The 20,138-nt window shown below is 72.1% G+C and carries 14 protein-coding genes; 8 read left to right on the top strand and 6 right to left on the bottom strand.

Going from position 1 to position 20,138, the window contains the following annotated elements:
* Positions 1-2 precede the first annotated feature (2 nt).
* From ACFWXC_RS28800 to ACFWXC_RS28790, 3 genes are all read left to right on the top strand, one after another.
* The gene (locus tag ACFWXC_RS28800; RefSeq protein WP_384483202.1) at positions 3-2,192 is read left to right on the top strand and encodes a CDP-glycerol glycerophosphotransferase family protein; all 2,190 of its coding nucleotides are present in this window, start codon (positions 3-5) and stop codon (positions 2,190-2,192) included.
* The gene (locus ACFWXC_RS28795) at positions 2,189-3,484 is read left to right on the top strand and encodes a hypothetical protein (protein WP_384483201.1); all 1,296 of its coding nucleotides are present in this window, start codon (positions 2,189-2,191) and stop codon (positions 3,482-3,484) included. Before ACFWXC_RS28800 ends, ACFWXC_RS28795 begins: the two co-directional genes overlap by 4 nt.
* A gap of 116 nt (positions 3,485-3,600) precedes the next feature.
* A complete protein-coding gene (locus ACFWXC_RS28790; RefSeq protein WP_384483200.1) occupies positions 3,601-5,232 on the top strand; it encodes a hypothetical protein in 1,632 nt (543 codons plus the stop codon).
* Here ACFWXC_RS28790 and ACFWXC_RS28785 read toward each other — a convergent pair.
* Positions 5,219-5,635: an organic hydroperoxide resistance protein gene (locus tag ACFWXC_RS28785; protein WP_351701464.1), complete on the bottom strand. Its 417-nt coding sequence runs from the start codon at positions 5,633-5,635 to the stop codon at positions 5,219-5,221. The two genes, ACFWXC_RS28790 and ACFWXC_RS28785, sit on opposite strands and share 14 nt — an antisense overlap.
* Before the next feature lie 125 nt (positions 5,636-5,760).
* On the opposite strand from ACFWXC_RS28785, the gene ACFWXC_RS28780 reads away from it, so the two are divergent.
* Entirely contained in the window at positions 5,761-6,243 is a 483-nt protein-coding gene (locus ACFWXC_RS28780) for a MarR family winged helix-turn-helix transcriptional regulator (protein WP_384483199.1), read from the top strand.
* An 87-nt stretch (positions 6,244-6,330) separates the two neighbouring features.
* On the opposite strand, the gene ACFWXC_RS28775 is transcribed toward ACFWXC_RS28780, so the two are convergent.
* Positions 6,331-7,890: a hypothetical protein gene (locus ACFWXC_RS28775; protein WP_384483198.1), complete on the bottom strand. Its 1,560-nt coding sequence runs from the start codon at positions 7,888-7,890 to the stop codon at positions 6,331-6,333.
* Positions 7,891-8,239: 349 nt separating this feature from the next.
* Here ACFWXC_RS28775 and ACFWXC_RS28770 point away from each other — a divergent pair, with 349 nt between their 5' ends.
* Entirely contained in the window at positions 8,240-9,505 is a 1,266-nt protein-coding gene (locus ACFWXC_RS28770) for a glycosyltransferase 87 family protein (RefSeq protein ID WP_384483197.1), read from the top strand.
* 39 nt (positions 9,506-9,544) lie between these two features.
* Positions 9,545-10,525 carry a UDP-glucose 4-epimerase GalE gene (galE, locus tag ACFWXC_RS28765; RefSeq protein WP_384483196.1) on the top strand — a complete coding sequence of 327 codons (981 nt, stop codon included), beginning with the start codon at positions 9,545-9,547 and terminating at the stop codon, positions 10,523-10,525.
* Between the two features lie 132 nt (positions 10,526-10,657).
* Here galE and ACFWXC_RS28760 read toward each other — a convergent pair whose 3' ends face one another.
* The 3 genes from ACFWXC_RS28760 to ACFWXC_RS28750 form a co-directional block, all read right to left on the bottom strand.
* On the bottom strand, positions 10,658-11,581 hold the full coding sequence (locus ACFWXC_RS28760) for an RNA polymerase sigma-70 factor (protein ID WP_384483195.1): 924 nt from the start codon (positions 11,579-11,581) through the stop codon (positions 10,658-10,660).
* 62 nt (positions 11,582-11,643) lie between these two features.
* Positions 11,644-12,021: a DoxX family protein gene (locus tag ACFWXC_RS28755; protein ID WP_384483194.1), complete on the bottom strand. Its 378-nt coding sequence runs from the start codon at positions 12,019-12,021 to the stop codon at positions 11,644-11,646.
* Between the two features lie 80 nt (positions 12,022-12,101).
* On the bottom strand, positions 12,102-12,728 hold the full coding sequence (locus ACFWXC_RS28750) for a TetR/AcrR family transcriptional regulator (protein WP_351701481.1): 627 nt from the start codon (positions 12,726-12,728) through the stop codon (positions 12,102-12,104).
* 359 nt (positions 12,729-13,087) lie between these two features.
* On the opposite strand from ACFWXC_RS28750, the gene ACFWXC_RS28745 reads away from it, so the two are divergent.
* Positions 13,088-14,005, top strand: a complete 918-nt coding sequence (locus ACFWXC_RS28745) for an ABC transporter permease (protein ID WP_384483193.1) — start codon at positions 13,088-13,090, stop codon at positions 14,003-14,005.
* Positions 13,998-14,918 carry an ABC transporter ATP-binding protein gene (locus ACFWXC_RS28740; protein ID WP_384483192.1) on the top strand — a complete coding sequence of 307 codons (921 nt, stop codon included), beginning with the start codon at positions 13,998-14,000 and terminating at the stop codon, positions 14,916-14,918. Before ACFWXC_RS28745 ends, ACFWXC_RS28740 begins: the two co-directional genes overlap by 8 nt.
* 181 nt (positions 14,919-15,099) lie before the next feature.
* Here ACFWXC_RS28740 and ACFWXC_RS28735 read toward each other — a convergent pair whose 3' ends face one another.
* Positions 15,100-20,037 carry an NAD-glutamate dehydrogenase gene (locus ACFWXC_RS28735; RefSeq protein ID WP_384483191.1) on the bottom strand — a complete coding sequence of 1,646 codons (4,938 nt, stop codon included), beginning with the start codon at positions 20,035-20,037 and terminating at the stop codon, positions 15,100-15,102.
* Positions 20,038-20,138 lie beyond the last annotated feature (101 nt).

Genomic DNA, 20,138 nt, shown 5'->3' with positions numbered 1-20,138 from the left:
CCGTGCCCCGATTCAGTCTGATCGTGCCCTGTTTCAAGGTGCAGGGCTTTCTGCGCGAGTGCCTCGACTCGGTCCTGGAGCAGTCCTTCCACGACATCGAGGTGATCGCCGTCGACGACCGCTCCCCGGACGGCAGCGGCGCGATCCTCGACGAGTACGCGGCCCGCGACCCGCGCGTGCGGGTCCTGCACCTGCCCGAGAACGTCGGCCTCGGCCCCGCCCGCAACGCCGGACTCCCGCACGCCACCGGTGACTTCCTGCTCTTCCTGGACAGCGACGACACCCTCACCCCGGGCGCGCTGCGCGCGATCGCCGACCGGCTCACGGAGACCGCCGACCCGGACGTGCTGGTCTTCGACTACGCCCGCACCTACTGGTGGGGCGGCACCCGGCGCAACGCCCTCGCAACTGTGCTGAGTTCGACCGACGGCGTCTTCACCGCGGCCGAACACCCGGAGATCCTCGACCTGTTGATGGTCGTGTGGAACAAGGTCTACCGGCGTGACTTCGTCGAGGAGAACGGCTTCCGGTTCCCGCCGGGCTACTACGAGGACACCCCCTGGACCTTCCCGGTCCTGCTCGGCGCCGGCCGGATCGCCACCCTCGACCGGATCTGCCTGAACTACCGCCAGCGCCGCCAGGGCAACATCCTCTCCACCACCAGCCGCAAGCACTTCGACGTCCACGACCAGTACCGCAGGGTGTTCGAGTACGTCGACTCGCGCCCGGAGCTGGCGGGTTGGCGGCCGTATCTGCACCGGAAGATGGGCGAGCACTGCCTGGACATCCTCGCCAAACCGGACCGGCTGCCGCCCGCGGCCAAGGGCGAGTTCTTCCGGCGTACCGCGGAGCTGTACCGGGCGTACCGGCCGGAGGGCGCCGAACTCGGGGTACTGGGCGGCTCGTACGCGTCGTACCGGCTCCGCGAGCAGGCCGGGCGGATCGGCCGGGAGAGCGCACGGCAGGCACTGCGGGTGCGGCGGGCGGCAGGAGCCCGGGCCCGGCACGCGCTGACCGGGCTGAGCGGTCACCGCGCGCTGGACGAGCGGCTGGTCCTGTACTCGGCGTCCTCGCACCGGGGCCTGCTGGGCGACCCGGCGGCCGTCTACCGCACGGCCCGGGAGATCGCGCCGGGGCTGCGGGGCGTCTGGGTGGTGAAGGACGCGGAGGTGGCGGCGGGGCTGCCCGCCGACGTGGAGCACGTCCTGCTGGACTCCCCGGAGTACCGGCGGCTCGCCGCCCGCGCGAAGTTCTTCGTGAACGACGTCAACTGGCCCGGCGCCCTGGTCAAGCGGCCAGGCAGCGTGCACATCCACACCCACCGGGGCACCCCGCTCAAGTACCTGGGCGCCGATCTGCTGGGCAAGCCCGGCGCCCGGCTCGGTCTCGACGTGCCGCAGATGCTGCGCCGGGCCGACCGCTGGGACCACAGCCTGGTCGCCAACCGCCACTCCGAGCTGGTGTGGGAGCGGGCCTACCCCTGCCACTTCGCCTCGGCCCGCACGGGCAGCCCGCGCAACGACGTGCTGGTCGAGGGCGGTCCCTCGGACTTCCGTGCCCGGTACGGCATTCCGGCCGACCACACGGTCGTGCTCTACGCCCCGACCCGCCGGGACCACGTCCGGGGCGGTCATGCCGAGCGGATCGACGTGGCCCGGTTCGCCGCCGACCTCGGCGAGGGCCACACCCTGGTGGTCCGGCTGCATCCGTCGCTGGCGACCGGTCCGGCGCGCGGGATGGGCCTGGCCGAGCTGCACCGGCGCGGGATCGTGGTCGACGCGACCGGTGAACCGCACGGGGAGCAGGTGCTGCTGGCGGCGGACGCCCTGGTCACCGACTACTCCTCCGTCATGTTCGACTACGCCAACCTGGACCGGCCGATCGTCGTGCACGCCGACGACTGGGCCGCCTGCACCGCGAGCCGGGGCGCCTATCTCGACATCACCGCCGAGGCACCGGGCCATGTGTCGCACTCCTACCGGGAGCTGGCGTGGCTGTTCGCCTCGGGTGGCTGGCGGGACGAGGAATCGGCACGGCTGCGGGCCGACTTCCGGTCCCGTTTCTGCGAGTTCGACGACGGAAGGGCCGCCGAGCGGGTCGTACGGACGCTGCTGCTCGGCGAGTCGATGCCGGCCGCCGGTGCCCGGGTGCCGGAACCGGCCCCGGGTCACGATCTGCTGGCGTCGACGTGAGACCGCGCACCTGGGTGCTGGTCCTGGCCGCCGTGTTCGCGGTGCTGCAACTCGCCAACCTCACCGGCCGGGACACCCCCGACTCCGAGAACTACGTGTCCTACGCGCTGACCCTGGGCGGGGCGGACCAGCGGGAGGCGGCGGCCCGGACGGCCGACTGGGCGTGCGCCGGCCAGGCGTCGAGGGCGGCCCGCGCGCAGAGCGTGAACGTGCTGCACTTCCATGCGCCGAGCCCGGCCGGGCGGGTCTTCACGGAGTGCCGGGAGGGTCGACTACGGCTCGTGGAGCGCCGGTTGGCGGCCGGGCAGACGGACGGGCACATCGCGCCCTTCGTGGGTCCCCGACTGCGGGCGATCTTCGAGGTGCGGCCCGGCTATCCGGTGTTCCTGCTGCCGTTCGTCACCGTGTTCGGGGTGACCTGGGGGGTGTGGCTGGCGAGTGTGCTGGTCACGGTCGCGGGCGGGGCGCTGGCCTTCCTGGTCCTGCGGACGCTGTCGGTACCGGTGCCGCTCGCGCTGACCGGGCAGGCCCTGTACTACGTCCTGCCGGTGGGTACGACCGCGATGCGGCCGATGACCGAGGGCCTGATGCTGGCGCTGAGCCTGACGGCGGTGTGGGGCTGCGCGCTGGCCCTCACCGGGCGGGCGCGGGCGGGAACGACGCTGGTGGCGGGGGCGCTGCTCGCCCTGTTCACCGTGAAGCACGCACAGGCGCTGTTCCTCGGGGTGTGCCTGGCCGGGGCGGGAGCGGCGGTCGCCCTCGGGCGGCGACGGCGGGGCCGGGCGGCCGGGCGCGGGGTGGTGGCGATCGCCGCGGCGGGCTGCGTGGCGGCCGCCGGCACCCTGCTGCTGGCCCGGCTGCTGCGCTATCCCTCCGAGGCGGAGAGCATGCAGGACCTGCTGACCGTCCACTACACCCACCCGGACCGGGTCCGGCCCTGGCCGGAGTTCCTCCATCTGGAGTGGGACTTCTGGGTGGAGTGGCTGCGCCGGCAGCTGCTGGCGCCGCTGTTCCCGGCGGCGCTGGCGGCCGGGGCATGGGGAGCGCGGCGGCGGCCGGCCTTCGGGGCCTTCCTGCTGGCGGCCGCGGGCACCGGGTTCCTGACCCAGGCCGGGCATCCGGACATCACCATCTGGGGCGACCGGCTGATCGTGCTGGCCTGGCTGCTGCCGGTGGTGGGGGTGCCGCTGCTCCTCGAGCCGCTGATGGACCGGGTGATTCCGGTTCCCACGCAGGGGTCACTCGATGAGGTGAGCGGCGGGGGCCTGTCGGAGGCTCACTCGATGAGGTGAGCAGCGAGGGCCTGCCGGAGGCTCACTCGATGAGGTGACGGACGGCGAAGCCGCCGGGACGGCACCGGGACCCGCGGGAACACTCGGCAAATGGTCCGCCCTGTCCGTTCTCTCCGGTGAGCACCGGCGCCCTGGTCCGGCGCGCCGCGCGCGGCTCCACCGCTCTGCGCGGCGGCCGCGCCCGGAGACTCACCCCGTACCAGCTGTCCGGCCTGCTGTTCTGGCTGGTGATGACCCTGGCGTACTGGAGGGTGCCGCCCTGCTGCGAGGCCGGACAGCACGCGGCGGCGGTGGAGCGGCTGCTGCGGGCGGGCCTGGCGGACGCCGCCGCGTCCCCGTACGTGCTGGCCCAGAACGCGCTGGCACGGCTGACCGGGCTCAGCGGCTGGCAGCTGCTGCGGGTGTGCGGCCCGCTGAACCTGCTGGTGCTGCTGACCGGCCTCGGCCGGCTGGTCCGGGTGCTCTCCCCGCGGCCCTGGGCGCCGGTGCTGGCGCTGGCCTTCATGTCCGTGCTGTGGGGCACCCGGCCGGGGTGGGGCGGCGGCTCGCTGGCCCTGCTGCCGCTGACCGGCAGCCTCGGCTACCCGTCCGCGTTCGTCCTCGGCCTCACCCTCTGGGCCTGGGCCCTGACCGGCGCCCGGGCCCGCGACCTGCGCCGGGTGCGCTATGTCGGCCCGAGCGGCCTGCGCAGCCTCTCCGGATACGCGGCGCTCGGGGTGCTGTACGGGGTGGTGGCCCTGGTCGACCCGGTGCTCGGCGTGGCGGCGGCGGCCGGGGCGGTGGCGTTCGTGGCGGGCTGGCAGCGGGGATGGCGGGGCGCGGTGTGGGGCCGGTGGGGGCTGACGGGCGCGGTGGCGGCCGGGGTGATCGCCTTCGGGACGCATGCGCGCGTGCTGCCACAGGGGTACGGGGCGTACGAGGCCTTGGGGAGCTTCGGGAGCTTCGGGGGCTTCGGCGAGGTGGTCGGGCAGTGCTGGCTGGCGCTGCTCGGGGTGCCGGCGCTGTGGATGCGGGCGCGGCGCGCGGCCGGGCGGGTGCCTCGACGGACGGCCGGGCAGGCGGACCGGCTGACGGATCGACAGGCGGACCGGCAGGCGGACCGGCAGGCGGATCGGCAGGGGTGGCTGGTCACGGGGTGGGCCGTGGGACGCGCCCCGGGGCAGACCGCGGGACGGGCCGCGGCTTGGCGTGATCCGCTCGTACTGCTGTTCGTCCTGGAGGTCCTGCTGGCGGGGTACGGCGTCCGCCACGGCTTCGGCGAACTGCTCGGCCCTGCCCTTCTGGCGCCGCAGTGCGCGCTCGCGGTGGAGCTGGCGGCGGAGCGGCCCTGGCCGGGCCCGCGGCGGACACTGGGCTGGGCCGCGGCCGGCGGGGCCTGCCTGGGCTTCCTGACCGTGCAGGCCGGGGCGGTCGTACCGCGCTCACTGGACCCGGTCGGCTTCGTCCAGCCGCCGCGCTGGCCGTCGTACGACTGGGCGGCCCGGCACATCGGCCCCGGGGAACCGGTGGTCACCGACGCCTACTACGCCGTACGTCTGCTCCCCGGATACGGCATCGAACTGGCCGACGCACACGACCACCGCCCCCGGGTGCGCTGGCTGCTGCTGACGCGGCGCGAGCGACTGCCCGGAGATGCGGTGGTCGTGGACTGGAGCCGGCGGACCGGGGAGGTGCTCGCGCGGCTCACCGGGACGAGGGACGTACCGGTGGCCGCCCGGCCGACATCCCGGCTGACTACTCGACGATGAGCTCGACCGGGATGTTGCCCCGGGTGGCCTTGGAGTAGGGGCAGTACTCGTGGGCCTGGTGGACGAGCTTCTCGCCGGTCTCGTTGGAGAGCTCCTCGGGCAGTTCGACGCGCAGGGTGACCTTGAGCGCGAAGCCGCCGTCGGACTCGTCCTTGCCGATGCCGACCTCGGCGGTGACGGAGATCTCGCCGGTGTCCACCTTGGCCTGGCGGCCGATGGCGCCGAGGGCACTGGCGAAACAGGCGGCGTAACCGGCGGCGAAGAGCTGCTCGGGGTTGGTGCCCTGGCCGTTGCCGCCGAGAGCCGGCGGGAACGCCAGCGCGAGGTCCAGCTGCCCGTCCGAGCTGACCGCCCGTCCCTCCCGGCCGGTGGCGGTGGCGGCTGCGGTGTAGAGCGCGTCCATGGAAGACCATCCCTCTCGAAGTTCGGTGTTCAGGCGGCTCCGTTCCGGTCGCCCTCACGACGACAAGTAGAGCACACAATTCAATTGCGCACAACTAAATGACTCGCAAGAGGTACGATCGAGCCATGACCGCGACGACCCCTACCCCCGCCCCCGAGGCAGAGTGGCTGCGCCTGGACCGCCAGATCTGCTTCTCCCTGCACGCCGCGTCCCGCGCCTTCAACAGCGTCTACCGCGTGATCCTCAAGGACCTCGGGCTCACCTACCCGCAGTACCTGGTGATGCTGGTGCTGTGGGAACAGGGCGACCTGCCGGTCAAGAAGCTCGGCGAACACCTGCGCCTGGACTCCGGCACGCTGTCACCCCTGCTCAAGCGCCTGGAGGCGGCGGGCCTGGTCCACCGGGAGCGCAGCGCCCGCGACGAACGGTCGGTGGAGGTACGGCTGACGGAACAGGGCGCCGAACTGCGGGAGCGGGCGTTCGAGGTACCGCGCAGGATCATGTCCGCGACCGGCTTCGACGTGGACGAGATACGGGACCTGAAGACACGCCTGGACCAGCTGACGGGGGCGTTGGACACGGCGGCTTCGGAGGACGGGGCGCGCTGAGCCCCCCGTCAGGGGAAGGGGCGCGCTGAGCCCCCCCGTCAGGGGAAGGGGCACGCTGAGCGCCCCCTCCACTCAGTCCAGCCCCACTCAGTCCAGCCCACCCCGGATCGGCCGCACGTACAACCGCAGCGCGATCCGGTCGATCACCATCTCCTGCCGCAGCACGAACTGCTGGTTCAGCACGGCGAGTTTGGCGCGCTCCGTGGCGAGCCGCGGCCGGTACCCGCTCACCAGCGCGTACTTCTCCATCACCGCCCACACCTCGTCCACCCCCGCGAGCCGCCGCCGCAGCGTCCCCGCCCCGACCTCGCTCCCGTACAACGTCCCGGACACCGAGGCCGGTTCGGCCAGTGCGACGTCCCGCGTGCCCTTGAAATCGGCGGGATAGGCCAGCTCCGTCCCCCGCGCATGGGCCGGCAGGTACAGCACGGGGTCACCGGGCCGCAACGTCCGCGCCGCCGCCTCCGCGACCGCGCCGAGGTCGTCGGGCCGGGTGGCCGGCACTCGGTCCTGCCGCAGCAGCGGCACCTGGTGGGTGAAGGCGAGGACGAGCGCCAGGACCCCGGCCAGGGTGAGCGCGGGCGACCTGGGCGCGGGCGCCGTACTGTGCGACCAGAGCCGGCCGAGCACCCCGGCGGCCCGGTCCGCGCCGAGCGCCACCAGCAGGGGCGCCCCGGTGAGCGCGTACAGCACATACCGGTCGACGTACAGCGGTGTGAGCTGCGAGGCCAGCATCAACGCCACCGGTGGCAGCACCGCGAGCGGCAGCGCGACCGCCGCGAGGGTCACCTCGCCGCGCCGGCCCACCAGCCGGGTCAGCCCCAGCAGACCGAGCGCCAGGCATACCCAGTACACCCCGTCGGTCGGTCCGAGGTACTGGCGCAGCAACTCCTGCGCGGTCTCCAGGTCCGGCTCCCGCAGCCACGCCAGCTGGGCCGACTGCGCGTGCGAGACGACGACCATCGGCAGCAGTGTCAGCACCACGCCCCCGGCCGCGCAGCCCCACCCCCGCCACACCCTTCCCGACGACCGGGCCAGCGCCAGAGTTCCCACGTGCGCGAGCAGCAGCAGGACCGCGAACTCGTGCAGCCAGCAGGTGACTCCGAGGACGGCGCCGTACCACCACCAGGCCCGCCACCCCCCTCCGGTCCCGCCTCCGGTCTCGTCCCCGGTCCCGTCCCCGGCCTCCCCGCCGGTCTCGCCTTCGGTCTCCCTTTCGTCCGCCGCCCGTACGAACAGCAGGGTCGCGCCGGTCGCGCCGGCGGCGACCAGGGCGTAGGAGCGGCCCTCCTGCGCGTAGTGGCCGACCAGCGGGGTGACCGCGTACATCAGTCCGGCCCACAGGCCGACGCGCGGCCGGGCCAGGCGGGTGCCGAGGGCGGCCACCAGGCCCGCGGTGGCGGCCGCCGCGCACACCGAGGGCAGCCGGAGGTCGACCTCGCCCGGCCGGCCCGGCGCGACGCCGAGGACGACGTGCATCAGCAGGTAGTACAGGCCGTGCACCGCGTCCACGCCGTGCAGCAGCCGCCAGATCTGCGGCACCGTGCGCCGGGCGACCTGGTAGGTGACGGCCTCGTCGCGCCACATCCCGCCGCGGTGCAGCCCCCAGAGGCCGACCGCGAGCATCACCGCGGCCGGGACGGCCACGACGACGGCACGCCGCGCGCGGCCCGGCGGCCCGGCGGACGGTCCCCGCAACAGCTTCGGCCGACTCGACGGAGTCGGCCGGCCGGTTGTCGTCGTTCGCGTCGTCCGCGGATGCGCTTTTACGAGAGGCCCGATACTCACCACGGCCCGATCTTTTGCGATTAGCCAACCTTTGCCGGGTATTGACGGCGTATCGGCATGGATACACCATCCGCGCGGCTTACGCTCGCGGTTGATGAATCGCCGCTCGTACTTCCCGCTCCCACGCGCCCCGTTCGCCCCACCTGTTCGACTCCCGCGCCTGCGGCGCCCCGCGCGCACCGCACGCCCCCCGCGCTCGCCGCGCCTCATGCGCCCCCTCTGCCTCGCCGGTGTCTGGCTCGCCACACGCGCGTCGATGCTGTGGCTCCTCGCCCACAACAACGAGCGACTCCTGGGGCACGGAGCGGTCGCGCGCGAAGTGTGGCGGCTCTACTTCCACTGGTACGGCGTCCTGTCGCAGGGCGCGTTCCCGGCGCACGACACGTTGTGGCAGTACCCGCCGGGCGCCGGCGCGGTGTTGCTCGCGCCGGGGCTGGTGCCCGGGCCGAGCTACTTCCAGGCGTTCGTGGCGCTCACCCTGGCGACCGACGCGCTGATCACGGCGGCGCTCATGCGCGCGGGCACGCGCCCCGGGCGCACGCTGCTGGGCGCGGCTCTGTGGACCGGCGCCCTCCCCCTCCTGCTGCACCTCCCGCTCGCCCGCTACGACGTGGAGGTCACCGCCTTCGCCGTGCTCTCCCTGCTGGCGCTGGGGCGCGCCACGCGCGCGTGCGGGGCGCTCGCGGCGCTCGGCGCGCTGGTGAAGGTGTGGCCGGCGCTGGTGCTGCTGGGCGTCGAGCGCGGCCGTCCGACGCGCACGGCGTGGACCTGGGCGGCCGTGACCGGAGCCGCGACCCTCGCCGCGTTCCTGCTCTCCTTCCGCAACCCGCTCGCCTTCCTCCGTCAGCAGGGCGGCCGCGGTGTGCAGGTCGAGTCCCTCGGCGGCACCGCGCTCAGCCTCGCCCGGCACGCCGGCTGGCAGGGCACGGCCCGCTACCAGTACGGCGCGATGGAGCTGGTCGGCCCGCATGTGCACGCGGTCGCGACGGTCTCCCTCGCGCTCACCGTCGTCGCCTTCGCGCTCCTGCTGCTGTGGCGGGTACGGGCCCGGCACTGGACCGAGGCCACCCCGTACGACGCGGCGCTGAGCGCGGTGCTCCTGTTCACCGTCACCAGCCGGGTGATCAGCCCTCAGTACATGATCTGGCTGCTCGGCCTGGCCGCCGTCTGCCTGACCTCGCGGCACACCACCCAGCGCCCGGTCGCCGCGCTGATCGTGACGGCGACCGCGCTCAGCGCCGTCGCCTACCCCACGTTCTACGCCGAGGTCGTGCACGGCACCTGGACCGGCTGTCTGCTGATGCTCGCCCGCAACGGCCTGCTGGCCACCGCCGCCGTCCTCTCCCTGACCCGCCTGTGGCGCGCCACGCGCCGCCCGGCGGACACCGTCCGCGCCTCCTCGGGTGCGAGAAGTCACCTCGGCCGTCCGCTGATGTCGGCGGCACCTGCTTCACTGAAGGTCGACCGCGGCTGACGAACACCACGGGCCAACTGACGGAGGGGACGGGCACACATGACCTGGCTCATCACCGGCGGCGCCGGTTACATCGGGGCGCATGTCGTACGCGCGATGACCGAGGCGGGCGAGCGGACAGTGGTGTACGACGACCTGTCCACCGGCGTCGCCGAGCGCGTGCCGGAGGAGGTCCCGCTGGTGGTGGGCTCCACGCTGGACGGCGAGAAGGTCGCGCGCGCCCTGGCCGAGCACGAGGTGACCGGGGTCGTCCACCTGGCGGCGAAGAAGCAGGTGGGCGAGTCGGTGGACCGCCCCCTGCACTACTACCGGGAGAACGTGGAAGGCCTGCGCGTCCTGCTCCAGGCGGTGACGGAGGCGGGGGTGGCGTCCTTCGTGTTCTCCTCCTCCGCGGCGGTCTACGGCATGCCGGACGTCGAACTGGTGACGGAGGAGACGCCGTGCGTGCCGATGTCGCCATACGGCGAGACGAAGCTGGCGGGTGAGTGGCTGGTCCGGGCGACGGGCCGGGCGACCGGTCTCTCCACGGCCTGTCTGCGCTACTTCAACGTGGCCGGCGCGGCCCGCCCCGACCTCGCCGACGTGGGCGTCTTCAACCTCGTCCCCATGGTCTTCGAGAAGCTCACGGAGGACGCGCCGCCACGCGTCTTCGGCGACGACTACCCGACGCCCGACGGCACCTGTGTCCGTGACTACATCCACGTGGTGGACCTGGCCGAGGCCCATGTGGCGGCGGCCCGCGCCCTCCAGGCCGAGCCGGGCCGCGAACTGACCCTCAACATCGGGCGCGGGGAGGGCGTCTCCGTCCGCGAGATGATCGACCGCATCAACGCGGTCACCGGCTACGCCCGCCCCCCGGCCGTCACCCCGCGCCGCCCCGGCGACCCGGCCCGCGTGGTCGCCTCCGCCGACCGCATCGCCACGGAGCTGGGCTGGAAGGCCAAACACGACGTCCAGGACATGATCAGCTCGGCCTGGGAGGGCTGGGTACGCCTGCACCCGGAGGCGACCCGGACCTGACCCACGACCCGGCCGCCCCCGCCCAGAGGTGGACGCACCCCCGGCCGGGCGCCCCGGCCCCGCGGCCGGGTTCAACGGCGCCGTGCGGCCGTACCCCGGCTCCGCGGTCCGGGCGGTGCGGGCGAGGGGTGGTCAGTCCACGGGCCGGCGGGCTCGTCTGAGCTCCTCCGAGATGGCCCAGGCGTCCGCCACCGGGCCCACGTGGGCGAGTTTGTCGGGGTTGAGGACCAGGCGGATCGCCTGGATCCGGCCGTCGAGGACGTCCAGGGAGAAGGTCTGGAGGACCTTGCCGTCGCGGTCGCGGAAGATCGCGCCCGGCTGGCCGTTGACCTCGTGCTGCTCGCAGCTCACCTCGAGCCGGTCCAGCACCGGGAAGACGGCCGCGAGGAGGCGGGCCACGTTCTGGGCGCCGGCGACCGTCCGGGCCAGCTGCGGTGTCTTGCCACCGCCGTCGCCGACCAGGGACACGTCGGCGGCGAGCAGGTCCTGGAGGCCGGCCAGGTCGCCCTCGTGGAGGGCCTCGAAGAAGCGTGACGCCAGTTCGTCGCGTTCCCTCCGGTCCGCCTCGAAGCGGGGGCGGCCCTCGGTCATGTGGCGCCGGGCCCGTACCGCGAGCTGGCGGCACGCGGACTCCGAGCGGCCCACCGCCGACGCGACCTCCAGGAAGCCGAAGTCGAACACCTCGCGCAGCACGAAGACGGCCCGCTCCAGCGGGCTGAGCCGCTCCAGGAGCAGCAGGGCCGCCATCGACACCGAGTCGGCCAACTCCGCCGACCGCGCCGGGTCCTCGTAGGGGTCGGCGAGCAGCGGCTCGGGGAACCACGGGCCGACGTACTCCTCGCGCCGGACGCGGGCCGAGCGCAGTACGTCGATCGAGATCCGGGTGACCGTGGCCGACAGGAACGCCTTCGGCGACCTGACCTCCGTCGGCGAGCCCTCGAACCGCAGCCAGCTCTCCTGGACCGCGTCCTCCGCCTCGCTGACGCTGCCCAGGATCCGGTACGCGATCGAGAACAGCAGCGGCCGCAGCTCCTGGAACTCCTCGGTCCTGTTCACGTCCACTCCCCCTTGTCCCCCTTCTCTCCCTTGTTGCCCTTCGGCATGCACGAACCGGCCGGTCAGAAGGACGCGGGGCCGAACCGGCCCGCCGCGACGACCAGCGCGAGCAGGAGGTAGACGAGGTTCAGCGCCACGAACGCGCTCTCGCCGCGCCGGCCGTGGGTGATCATCGCACCGGTCATCAGCAGGACCCAGGCGGCGGCCGTCACGGGCACCAGTACCGGTGCGACACCGACGACCGCGGGCAGGACCAGGCCCGCCGCGGCCAGGAGCTCCAGCACGCCGAGCGTCTTGACGAAGCCGTCGCCCGCGTCTCCGGTCCAGCCCCCGCCGTGGGCCGCGGCCAGCTTCTCCCGGGGTACGAACGTCTTGCTGATCCCACCGGTCAGGGCCACCGCGGCGAGCAGTCCGGCGGCGATCCACAGGGCGAGGTTCATCGTCCACTCCTTGGTCGAGGATGCCTGCGCCCTCTACGACGAGACGGCGGCCCTGCCTGTGACATCCCCGGCGGAGTGGTTCACAGCGCCTTGAGCGCCTCCGTGGTGCCGCGGGCCAGGGCCGCCAGGTACCCCTTCGGCAGCTTCGGGGTGCGGATCACCACCGAACGCCAGTAGAGCGGGCCGGAGATCAGGTCCATGGCCAGGTCGTCGTCGAGGTTCGCGGCGAGTTCACCGCGCCGCTGGGCCGCCTCGATGATCTTGCTGGCGACGCCGTCCTGACCCTCGCGCAGGGTCTTCTGCATGGCCTCGGCGATCTCCGGGTTGCGGGCCGCCTCGGCCTGGAGGTCCGGGATGATCTGCGAGGCGACCGGGTGGCGCAGCGCACGGGACGTGACCTCGTACAGGAGCCGCAGGTCGCCCTCCAGGGAGCCGGTGTCGGGCACCGGCAGGCCCAGCACCGCGAGGGCCGAGACGACGTCGAGGACGAGGTGCAGCTTGGAGCGCCAGCGGCGGTAGACGGCGGTCTTGCCGACGCCCGCGCGGCGCGCGATGCCCTCGATGGACATACGGGCGTACCCGACCGCCGCGAGTTCCTCGAAGACGGCGGCCCGGATGGCCTCGGTCACGTCCTCGCGGAGGACGGCCGCCCCGGCGGGGGCTCGTCGGCGCGGACGCGTCTGGGACTCCTCGGCGTTCGTCGTCATGCCTCCCAGCATAGGGGCGTAACGACGAAACGGTTGCGTCCCGACGAGGCCCACCACCCGATCGTCGCAACAGAGCCACACTGAACGACTCCCAGCTCACCGCCGTACCGAACACGAGCCCGACTCGTCCTCCACAACGAATCGGTCGCACCCCGACCTCGGAAGTGTTACGGCGCACACCAGTCCGTGACGACGAAACGGTTGCGTTCCGACGCCAACTCGGCCTACGCTCCCGTTGCGACGATACGGTCCCGTCCCGACGTAAGAAAACGCGAAGAGAAGCGTAAGGAAACATCGGATGTCGGGACCGGTGCCCAGCCGGACGCCGCACCCCCACCCCCCGAGTGAAAGCAGCGGATGTGACCCAGGTTCTCCACACACCGCCCCCGACCCCGGTCACGGCCGAGGACGACCTCGCGGCGCTCGCCGCCCGGCACGGACTCTCGGTCAGCGGCGCCCGTCCCTCCCTGCCGGCGTACGTCCGGCAGCTGTGGGCGCGGCGGCACTTCATCACCGCGTTCGCCACCGCCAAGCTCACCGCGCAGTACGCGCAGGCGAAGCTCGGCCAGGTCTGGCAGGTGATGACCCCGCTGCTGAACGCCACGGTGTACTACTTCATCTTCGGTGTCCTGCTCGACACCAAGCGGAACGTGCCGGACTACATCCCGTTCCTGGTCACGGGCGTGTTCATCTGGACGTTCACGTCCAGCTCGATCATGACCGGCACCCGCGCGATCGCCGGCAACCTCGGTCTCGTCCGCGCCCTGCACTTCCCGCGCGCCGCACTCCCGATCTCCTTCTGCCTCCAGCAGCTCCAGCAGCTGCTGTTCTCGATGGCCGCCCTGGTCGTGATCCTGCTCTGCTTCGGCGTTCCGGTGGCCGCGTCCTGGCTGCTGGCCATCCCGGCGCTGATCCTGCAGTTCACCTTCAACACCGGCATGTCGCTGATCATGGCCCGCTGGGGCGCCAAGACCCCCGACATCGCCCAGCTGATGCCGTTCGTGCTGCGCACCTGGATGTACATCTCCGGCGTCATGTGGAGCATCGACAAGCTGACCGGCCAGCACAAGGACCTGCCCAGCTGGGTGGCCCCGGTGCTCAAGGCCAACCCGTCCGCCGTCTACATCGACCTGATGCGCTTCTCCCTGATCGACAGCTTCCACGCCAGCCAGCTGCCGGCGCATGTGTGGATCATCGCGACCGGCTGGGCCCTGGTCGTCGGCGTCGGCGGCTTCATCTACTTCTGGAAGGCTGAGGAGACGTACGGCCGTGGCTGAGAACGTGAGCGACACCCACATCGGGAGCGACACCCCCCTCGTGAGCGACACCCGCATCCCCACCGTCGTCGCCGACCGCGTCGACATCGTCTACCGGGTCAACGGCACCGGCGCCGGCCGCGGCTCCGCCACCGCCGCCCTCAACCGCATGCTGCGCGGCAAGAAGGTCGAGAAGGCGGCCGGCGTCCGCAAGGTGCACGCCGTCAAGAGCGTCTCCTTCGTCGCCTACAAGGGCGAGGCGATCGGTCTCATCGGCACCAACGGCTCCGGCAAGTCCACCCTCCTCAAGGCGGTCGCCGGTCTGCTGCCCGTGGAGAGCGGCGCCATCTACACCGACGGCCAGCCCTCCCTCCTCGGCGTCAACGCGGCCCTCATGGGCGACCTGACCGGCGAGAAGAACGTCTACCTCGGCGGGCTCGCCATGGGCATGTCCCGCGAGGAGATCAAGGAGCGCTACCAGGACATCGTCGACTTCTCCGGCATCAACGAGAAGGGCGACTTCATCACCCTCCCGATGCGCACCTACTCCTCCGGCATGGGCGCCCGGTTGCGGTTCTCCATCGCCGCCGCCAAGGACCACGACGTCCTGCTCATCGACGAGGCGCTGGCCACCGGTGACGCGAAGTTCCGGATCCGGTCCGAGGAGCGCATCCGCGAGCTGCGCCAGCACGCGGGCACGGTGTTCCTGGTCAGCCACAGCAACAAGTCCATCCGCGACACCTGCGAGCGGGTGCTGTGGCTGGAGCGCGGCGAGCTGCGCATGGACGGGCCGACCGAGGAGGTCCTCCAGGAGTACGAGGCCTTCACCGGCGACAAGGCGAAGCCCAAACCGAAGCCCAAGCCCAAGCCGAAGGCCGCGCCGCCGAAGCAGGCGGATGCCTCCGATGCCTCGAAGGTCGCCCAGCCCTCCTGAAGCATGCCCGACCCCGAGCCGCGCCGTCCCCACACGGCGCGGCTCGTGTCCGTCCGGCACACCCACGTCGGCGCGGACCATCACCGCCGAGAACGAAGCCGAGAACGAAAGGCGCCCCGAGCCGTCACCGGCCCGGGGCGCCTTTCGTGTCGTACGACTACGACTACGACTACAACGACGGCTACGAGTGCGTGCGCAGCAGCGTCCGCATCGTCCGCATGGCCACCGACAGGTTGGCCAGGTCGAAGGAGTCCGAGCTGCGGATCTCCTCCAGCGTGGACCGGGCCCGGCCCAGGATGGCGGCGTTCTTCTGCTCCCAGGCCTGGTAGCGCTGCTCCGGCGTCGAGGTGCCGTTGCCCGCGGCGAGCACGTCCGCGGTGAGCATCGCGTGGGCCGCGTACAGGTCCTCGCGGATGGAGGCGCGGGCCATCGACTGCCAGCGGTCGGCGCGCGGGAGTTCGATGATGCGGTCCATCAGCTGGGTCACGCCGAGGCGGTCGGCCAGGTCGTAGTAGACCTCGGCGACATCCAGCGGCTCCTTGCCCGTGCGGTCGGCCACCGAGACGATGTCCAGCGCCGGGAACGCCGAGGAGAAGCCGGCCACCCGGGCCGCCGCCTCGTCCGGGACACCGGCCGCGGACAGCTCGTCGTACACGTGCTGGTACCACTCCAGGTCCGCGCCGCGCAGCAGCTTGGGCAGCTGCTGCCAGACCTGTTCGACCCGCTCGGAGAAGAAGTCGACGGTGTCGAGCAGCTCCAGCGGCTGCGGCCGGTTGTTGAGCAGCCAGCGGGTGCCGCGCTCCACCAGACGGCGGGAGTGCAGCCGGATCCGGGTCTGGACGGCCGCGTCGACCTTGTTGTCCAGCTCCTCGACCGCGTCCCACACCGGGGCGGAGCGGAAGATCGCACGCGCCGCGGTCTGCGCCCGGACGATCTCCTCCAGGGAGGCCCCGGTCTCCTCGCGCAGCCGGTGCAGATACGTCGTGCCACCGGTGTTGACCGTGTCGTTGACCAAAACCGTGGTGGTGATCTCGCGGCGCAGCGGGTGGGTGGCGAGCGCGGCGGCGAACCGCTCGCGCAGGGCCGTCGGGAAGTAGGCGTGCAGCAGGCTGCTCAGATACGGGTCGTCCGGCAGCGAGGTCGCCAGCAGCTCGTCGGCGACCGTGATCTTCGTGTACGCCATCAAGACGGCCGTCTCCGGCCCGGTCAGGCCCTGGCCGGAGCCGAGGCGCTCGCGGATCTGCCGGTCGGTGGGCAGGAACTCCAGCGCCCGGTCGAGGTGGCCCTCCCTGACCAGGTGGCGGATGAACCGCTGCTGGGCGTGGAGCATGTCCTTGGACTGGGCCAGCGCGTTGGCGATCGCCACGTTCTGCGCGTAGTTGTTGCGCAGCACCAGCGAGCCGACCTCGTCGGTCATCTCGGCGAGCAGCTTGTTGCGCTGCTTGACGGTCATGTCGCCGTCCGCGACCACGCCGTTGAGCAGGATCTTGATGTTCACCTCGTGGTCGGAGGTGTCCACGCCGGCGCTGTTGTCGATGGCATCGGTGTTGATCTTGCCGCCCTGGCGGGCGAACTCGATCCGGCCGAGCTGGGTCAGGCCCAGGTTGCCGCCCTCGCCGACGACCTTGACGCGCAGGTCGGCGCCGTCGACGCGGATGGCGTCGTTGGCCTTGTCGCCGACGTCCGCGTTCGACTCGGTCGACGCCTTGACGTAGGTGCCGATGCCGCCGTTCCACAACAGGTCGACCTGCGCCTTGAGGATCGCCTTCATCAGCTCGGCCGGCGTCAGCTTGGCGACCTTCTCCTCGATGCCGAGGGCCTCGCGGATGTGTCCGTTGACCGGGATGGCCTTGGCGCTGCGCGGGAAGATCCCGCCGCCCGCCGAGAGCAGGTCGGTGTTGTAGTCGCCCCAGCTGGAGCGGGGCAGGTCGAACAGGCGGCGGCGCTCGGCGTAGCCGGTGGCCGCGTCCGGGGTGGGGTCGATGAAGATGTGCCGGTGATCGAAGGCGGCGACCAGGCGGATGTGCTCGCTGAGCAGCATGCCGTTGCCGAACACGTCACCGGACATGTCACCGATGCCGACGACCGTGAAGTCCTCGGTCTGGGTGTCGGTGCCCAGCTCCCGGAAGTGCCGCTTCACGGACTCCCAGGCGCCGCGCGCGGTGATGCCCATGCCCTTGTGGTCGTAGCCCGCGGAGCCGCCGGAGGCGAAGGCGTCGCCGAGCCAGAAGTTGTACGACTCCGCGACCCCGTTGGCGATGTCGGAGAACGTCGCCGTGCCCTTGTCGGCCGCGACCACCAGGTAGGTGTCGTCCTCGTCGTGCCGGACCACGTCCTGCGGGGGCACGACCTCGCCGGCCACCATGTTGTCGGTGATGTCGAGCAGCGCCGAGATGAACGTCTTGTAGCTGGCGATGCCCTCGGCCAGCCACGCGTCCCGGTCCTTCGACGGGTCCGGCAGCTGCTTGGCGACGAACCCGCCCTTGGCGCCGACCGGCACGATGACGGTGTTCTTGACCATCTGCGCCTTGACCAGGCCGAGGATCTCGGTCCGGAAGTCCTCACGCCGGTCGGACCAGCGCAGACCGCCGCGCGCGACCTTGCCGAAGCGCAGGTGCACACCCTCGACCCGCGGCGAGTACACCCAGATCTCGAACGCCGGACGGGGCGCCGGGAGGTCCGGGATGGCCTGCGGGTCGAACTTCATGGAGACGTACGTGTGCGGGGTGCCCTCGACCGTCTCCTGGAAGAAGTTGGTCCGCAGCGTCGCCTTGATGACGGTCAGGAAGGAGCGCAGGATGCGGTCCTCGTCGAGACTCGCCACCTGGTCGAGCGCCGCGTCCAGCTCCTCGTGGAGGGCGTCGGTGATCTCCAGGCCGGCCTTCTGCCGGTCCGGCGACATCCGCGCCTCGAAGAGGGAGACGAGCAGCCGGGTGGTGTGGACGTTGTGGCGGAGAGTGGTCTCCATGTAGTCCTGGCTGAACGTGGAGCCGGCCTGCCGCAGGTACTTGGCGTACGCCCGCAGCACCATCGCCTGCCGCCAGCTCAGCCCGGCGCTCAGCACCAGCGCGTTGAAGCCGTCGTTCTCCGCGAGGCCGGTCCAGGTCGCGGCGAAGGCGTCCTGGAACCGCTCACGGCCGTCGTCGCCCAGGTAGTCGCCGTTGCCGCCGCCCGCCGTCTTCGGCATCCGCATACCGAAGTCGTAGATCCACGCGGTCGTCCGGTCCGAGCAGCGCAGCTCGTACGGCCGCTCGTCGATCACCTCGACGCCCAGCCGGTTGAGGACCGGCAGCACCGCCGACAGGGAGATCGCCGCGCCCTTGCGGTAGATCTTGAAGCGGCGCTCGTCGGGGGCGGCGCCCACCGGCTCGTAGAGGCTGAGCGCGAAGTCGTTGCCCGGCTCCTCGGTGAGCCGCTCCAGGTGGACCAGGTCGGCGACCGCCGCACGCGGGGTGTGGTCGGCCTTGTAGCCCTCGGGGAAGGAGTTGGTGTAGCGGCGCTGCAGCTCGGCCGCGCGCTCCTCACCGCACTCGGCGTTGAGCGCCTCGACGAAGCTGTCGGCCCAGGAGCGGGCCGCCTCGACCAGGCGGGCCTCGATGCGGTCCTTGTCGGCGTCGGACAGCTCGGGCAGCTCGGTGCCCTGCGGGACCCGGACGACGAAGTGCAGCCGGGAGAGGATCGACTCGGTGTTCCAGGCCGTGAAGTCGACGTTGGTGCCGCCGAGTTCCTCCTTCAGGATGTCGATGATCCGCAGCCGGACACCGGTGGTGTAGCGGTCGCGGGGGAGGTAGACGAGGGCCGAGTAGTAGCGGCCGTACTCGTCCTGGCGCAGGTAGAGGCGGAGCCGTCGGCGTTCCTGGAGGTAGAGGACGCTCGTGACGATCGACTCCAGCTCCGGGACCGGGGTCTGGAACAGCTCGTCGCGCGGGAAGGTCTCCATGATCTGGAGCAGGTCGCGGCCGTCGTGGCTGTTGGGCGAGAAGCCGGCCCGGTCGAGCACCGCGTCGACCTTGCGGCGGATGACGGGCACCCGGCGCACCGACTCGGTGTACGCGGCGGACGAGAACAGGCCCAGGAAGCGGCGCTCACCGACGACGTTGCCGTCCGCGTCGAACTTCTTGACCCCGATGTAGTCCAGGTACGACGGCCGGTGCACGGTCGCCCGGCTGTTCGCCTTGGTCAGGACGAGGAGCTTGTGCTCACGGGCCTTGGCGCGCGCGTCGGCCGGGAGCCGCTCGAAGGAGGGGCTGACCGGGTGGCCCTCCTCGCCTGCGTGCGGCGGGTCGGAACGCAGGATGCCGAGGCCGGTGCCGGGCACGGCGCCCAGCGAGTCGTCCTCGCGCAGCTGGTACTCGCGGAAGCCGAGGAAGGTGAAGTGGTCGGCGGCCAGCCAGCGCAGCAGCTCCCGGGCCTCCTCGACCTCGGGGCGGGGCAGGTCGCCGGGGACCGGCTCGACGCCGAGGTCCTCGGCGATACGGACCGCCGCCTCCCGCATCTTCTCCCAGTCCTCGACGGCCTCGCGGACGTCGGACAGCACCCGCAGCAGGTCGACGGTGATCTGCTTGAGGTCGGCGCGGTCGGTCTCGCGGTCGGTCTCGACGTGGATCCAGGACTCGATGTGCGCGTCGTGCGGCAGTTCCTCGCCGGCCGCAGGGGCGGGCAGCATCTCGATGAGCTTGCCGGTGAGGTCGCGGCGGACGACGAACTGGGGGTGGATGACGACGTGGATGCCGCGTCCCTGCCGGGTCAGCTCATTGGTGACCGAGTCGACGAGGAAGGGCATGTCGTCGGTGACGACCTCGACCACGGTGTGGCTGCAGGTCCACCCGTTCTCCTCGACCGTCGGGGTGTGAACGCGGACGTTCGCGGTGCCCTGCGGGCGGGTCTCGGCGAGACGGAAGTGCGAGACGGCTGCGCCGAAGACGTCGACCGGATCGCGGTCGGCGAGGTCCTCTGGCGCGGTGTGCAGGTAGTAGCGCTGAAGGAACGTGAACACGGACTCCTGGTCCGCCGTCCCCGTCGTCCCAGTCGGTAGGTGCCCCCCTGCCGGGCTGTTCTCAGCTACCCGGGCGGCCCGTTCGAGCAGCTCGGCCTTGGCTTCGTCCAGCTTGGTCTGCATTGTCCTCTGGCTCCTGTCGCGCGCCATTGCGTGACGTAGAAGGAAGTACGGGCTCTTCCCCCTGCGGCTCGACGCCACGGCCGGGGTCTCCGGTCTTCTCC

The organism is Streptomyces sp. NPDC058683, from assembly GCF_042716195.1.
Lineage (GTDB): Bacteria > Actinomycetota > Actinomycetes > Streptomycetales > Streptomycetaceae > Streptomyces.
The sequence above is the reverse complement of the archived record's forward strand: the minus strand, read 5'-3'. Positions and strand labels throughout refer to the sequence as shown.